The sequence below is a fragment of the Kitasatospora putterlickiae genome (assembly GCF_039527695.1).
GTDB lineage: Bacteria > Actinomycetota > Actinomycetes > Streptomycetales > Streptomycetaceae > Kitasatospora > Kitasatospora putterlickiae.
Genome location: NZ_BAAAKJ010000014.1, coordinates 1 through 3,751, shown reverse-complemented (window position 1 = coordinate 3,751; position 3,751 = coordinate 1). Strand labels below are relative to the sequence as shown.

The 3,751-nt window shown below is 74.3% G+C and carries 2 protein-coding genes; one reads left to right on the top strand and one right to left on the bottom strand.

What is annotated here, in order from left to right; genetic code table 11:
* Nucleotides 1-47: 47 nt before the first annotated feature.
* Nucleotides 48-3,026 carry an AfsR/SARP family transcriptional regulator gene (locus tag ABD308_RS01295; protein ID WP_344324132.1) on the bottom strand — a complete coding sequence of 993 codons (2,979 nt, stop codon included), beginning with the start codon at nt 3,024-3,026 and terminating at the stop codon, nt 48-50.
* Nucleotides 3,027-3,242: 216 nt separating this feature from the next.
* Between ABD308_RS01295 and ABD308_RS01290 the strand changes: the two genes are divergently transcribed.
* Nucleotides 3,243-3,509 carry a hypothetical protein gene (locus ABD308_RS01290; RefSeq protein WP_344324129.1) on the top strand — a complete coding sequence of 89 codons (267 nt, stop codon included), beginning with the start codon at nt 3,243-3,245 and terminating at the stop codon, nt 3,507-3,509.
* The last annotated feature ends 242 nt before the right edge of the window (nt 3,510-3,751 follow it).

Here is a 3,751-nt window from a genome sequence, read left to right as displayed (position 1 = left end):
ACGCTCACGGGGGAAGGCCTCCACGGGGGACACGGGGGAGCGGAGGCCTACGGCGCGGGGGGAGAGAGGGGCTCGGTGTGCTGCCGGGAGATGAGGTCCGCCACGGGGGAGGCCTCGGGCACACCGAGCCGCGTGAAGATGGCGTGGGCTTCGCGCAGACACGCCAGGCCGCGTGCGGGCTGGGCGAGGCCGAGCAGGGCCTCGCCCAGTGCGGCGTCGGCCAGGCCCTGGCAGTAGGCGGAGTCCATCTCCAGTCCGATCGCCAGCGACTCCTCGGCCGCCTCGGCCGCCTCGGCGTGCTGGCCGGCGGCGAGCAGGGCGGAGGAGAGCCGGGCGAGGGTGTAGCCCTCGCGCAGCCGGTTCTGCTGCGACTGGTAGAGCCGGTGGGACTCGCGCAGGTGCTCGGCGGCGGTGGCGGGATCGTCGGCCGAGGAGAGCACGACGCCGAGCTGGTACAGCGTGTCGGCCAGGCAGGGGCCGTTCTTCGAGGCGCGCGCGGTGGCGACCGCCTCGGTGACCGAGCGGACGGCCTGCTCGACCTGTCCGAGCCCGAGCCGGGCCCGGGCGAGGTTGGCCAGCAGCCGCGCCTCGCTGATCGGGGCGCCGACGACCCGGCTGATGGTCAGGGCCTGCTCGAAGAACGGCGCCGCCTCGGCCGGGCGGTTGCCGAGGCTGAGGATGATGCCGAGGGTGTTGGCCGCCATCGACCGCATCACGGTCATGTCCTCGGGACCCAGCAGGCCCAGGCTCTTGCGCAGCGACTGCTCGGAGCTCTGGAAGTCACCGGTGACGGACTGCAGGGTGCCGAAGGCGAAGTGCACCCGCGCGAGTGCCGCCGCGTCGCCGTGCTGCTCCGCGCTCCCCTCGGCGGTCTCCAGCATGCGGCGCACCCGGGGCCCGTGCGTCGGGTCCTCGACCAGGCTGTCCAGGATGATCAGCAGGTCGACGGCGGGCCGCAGCAACGCGCTCGGCCCCTGGACGGCGGCCTCGACCGAGCTGAGCAGCAGGCCGATCTCGGCCCGGACCCACTCCTGCGCGTAGTCGCTGGTGATCAGCGGCACGCCGGCGGAACCCGGGGCGTTCAGCGGCTCGGGCAGCTGGTCGTCGGGCTCGATGGCCTGGGCGGCGTTGCGGACCGTGGCGAGCAGCAGGTCGAGCAGCCGCAGCACGGCGGCCTGCTGCTCCTCGAGGTCCCCCACCCGCTCGTTCTGCCGCTGCGCGTAGAGCCGGAGCAGGTCGTGGTACCGGTAGCGGCCCGCCGAGAAGGTCTCCAGCATGTTGGCCTCGACGAGCGCCTCGGCGAGGTTCTCGGCCGCGGTCTCGTCCGTCCCGAGCAGCGCCGCCACCGCCGCGAGCGGCAGGTCCGGCGAGTCCACCACCGAGAGCAGCCGGAAGGCCCGCGCCTCGGCGGGGGAGAGCTGGCCGTAGCCGAGCCCGATGGTGGTCTCCACGGCGAGGTTGCCGAGTTGGAGCTCGTCCAGGCGCCGGCGCTGATCGGCTAAGCGCCGGGCGAGGTCCGAGACGCTCCAGCGGGGGCGGCTGGCGAGCCGGGCCGCGGCGATCCGGACGGCGAGCGGCAGGAAGCCGCAGGCGGTCACCACCGCCATGGCCGCCTCCGGTTCGGCGGCGACGCGCTGCTCGCCGACGATCGCGGAGAACAGCGCCAGCGCCTCCTCCGGCGTCAGCTCCTCGACGTCCACCAGGTGCGCGCCGGGGATGCCGGCCAGCCGGGAGCGGCTGGTGGCGAGCACCGCGCAGCCGGAGACCCCGGGGATCAGCGGCCGGATCTGCTCGGAGTCCTGGGCGTTGTCGAGCAGGATCAGCATCCGCCGGCTGGCGAGCAGCGAGCGGTAGAGGGCGGCGCGCTGCTCCAGCGAGTCCGGGTTCTCGGTGACGCCGAGGGCGTGCAGGAAGTCACCGAGGACCACGGCCGGGTCGGAGGGTGAGGCGCCCGCGCCGCGGAGGTCGACGTACAACTGCCCGTCCGGGAACTCCGCGCGCACCCGGTGGGCGACGTGCACGGCGAGCGTGGTCTTGCCGACGCCGCCGATGCCGGCCAGCGAGGTGACCACGACGGCCTGGCCGGTGGCGTTCATCAGGACGGCCGAGAGGTCGGAGACCATCTCGGCCCGGCCGCTGAAGTCCGACACGTCGGCCGGGAGTTGGGCGGGCGCCGGCGGAGCGGCGGGCCCCTCCTCGCGGGCGGCGGCCGGTGGCGCGGGCGCGGCCGGGAGGGCCAGCGTGGGGTCCGCGGCCAGGATCCGGGAGTGCATGGTGGACAGCCCGGCGCCCGGTTCGACGCCCAGCTCGTCGATCAGCAGCTTGCGGGTGTCGGTGTAGACGCCGAGGGCCTCCGCCTGGCGGCCGCAGCGGTACAGCGCCAGCATCAGCAGCTCGCGCAGCCGCTCGCGCAGCGGGTGCTCGGCGGTGAGCGAGTTCAACTCGCCGACCACCTCGGCGTGCAGGCCGATGTCGAGGGCGAGCGCGCACCGCTCCTCGGCGACCGAGACCTGGCGCTCGGCGAGCCGCAGCCGCTGGGCGTCCGCGTACGGGCCGGGCACGCCGGTGAGCGGGCGGCCGGCGAACAGCGCGAGCGAACGGACCAGCAGCCGGTGGGCGTTGTCGAGGTCCCCGGCGTTGCGGGCGGTCGCGGCCTCGGCGGCGAGCTGCTCGAAGACCGTCATGTCGAGGGCCTCGGCCGGGATGTGCAGGGCGTAGCCGTCGGCGACCGAGACCAGGAACTCGGCGGGCCGCCGCACCTCCCGGCGGGGCTCGATCACCGTGCGCAGACGGGAGACGTAGGTGCGCAGCGCCGCGACGGCCTGGGTGGGCGGGCGCTCGCCCCAGAGTCCGTCGACGAGGTCCTGGGTGGTGACCGGGCGTCCGGCGTGCAGCAGGAGCATCGTCAGGACGGCCTGCTGCTGAGGCGAGCCGAGGGCGAGCTGCCCGCCGTGGAGCCAGGCCTGGACCGGACCGAGTACCTGGAAGCGCAGCGCCGGTGCAGGCGGCGTCTCCCGCAACTCCATGTGGTCCCCCGATGGCCTGGTGTCGATTTCCCGGTAGGGCGCTCGGCGGTTCCGCCCTTGTGGTGGCCTCAGCTTAGGCGGGGGGCCGACTCTGCCGGACGGCACGGTCAGCCGCACGATGTTTATCGGACATTTAATCAACCCTACGATACTGACCTCGCGCCCGCGCCAAGTCGGTGGGGCGGAAGACACTTGATGACCGAAAGGCGGCCATGCATGGCCAACGACCAGAGCGACACCCCCGTGGCGACCGTGCCGGCCGACGAGGCCGTCACGGCGGAGGCCGGCCAGGCCGTCGAGGGCGCGGTCGCCGCGACCTCGGAGCAGGCCGACTACGCCGAGCCCTCCGCCGACCGCAAGGCCGACCTGCAGGACGACCTCTTCGGCGACGAGGCCCAGTACATCACGGAGACCGAGGCGCCCGCCGACGGCCAGGCGGCCACCGAGCGCGAGCCGCAGGGCGTCATCGCCAGCCACCCGTAGGTCCATCCCATCAGCGGTTCCAGGGGGGAACGCTTGAACAGGCTCCGTCGCCTCACGGTCGTCGCCGTCTCGACGATCGTGGTGACCACCGGCTACCTCGTGACGGCCACCGGCGCCTCCGCCGGCATCATCGCCGGTCACCCGTAGCCCACACAGCACCCGAGTGCCCCGTACCCCGCCGTCCCGGCGGTGCGGGGCACTCGCGCGTCCGGGGCCGGGCCCGGTGGCCGGAATCCGCCGCT

Excerpts from the sequence above, each read along its gene's own strand:
- ABD308_RS01295 (WP_344324132.1), bottom strand. The coding sequence starts at position 3,026 with ATGGAGTTGCGGGAGACGCCGCCTGCACCGGCGCTGCGCTTCCAGGTA.
- ABD308_RS01290 (WP_344324129.1), top strand. The coding sequence starts at position 3,243 with ATGGCCAACGACCAGAGCGACACCCCCGTGGCGACCGTGCCGGCCGAC.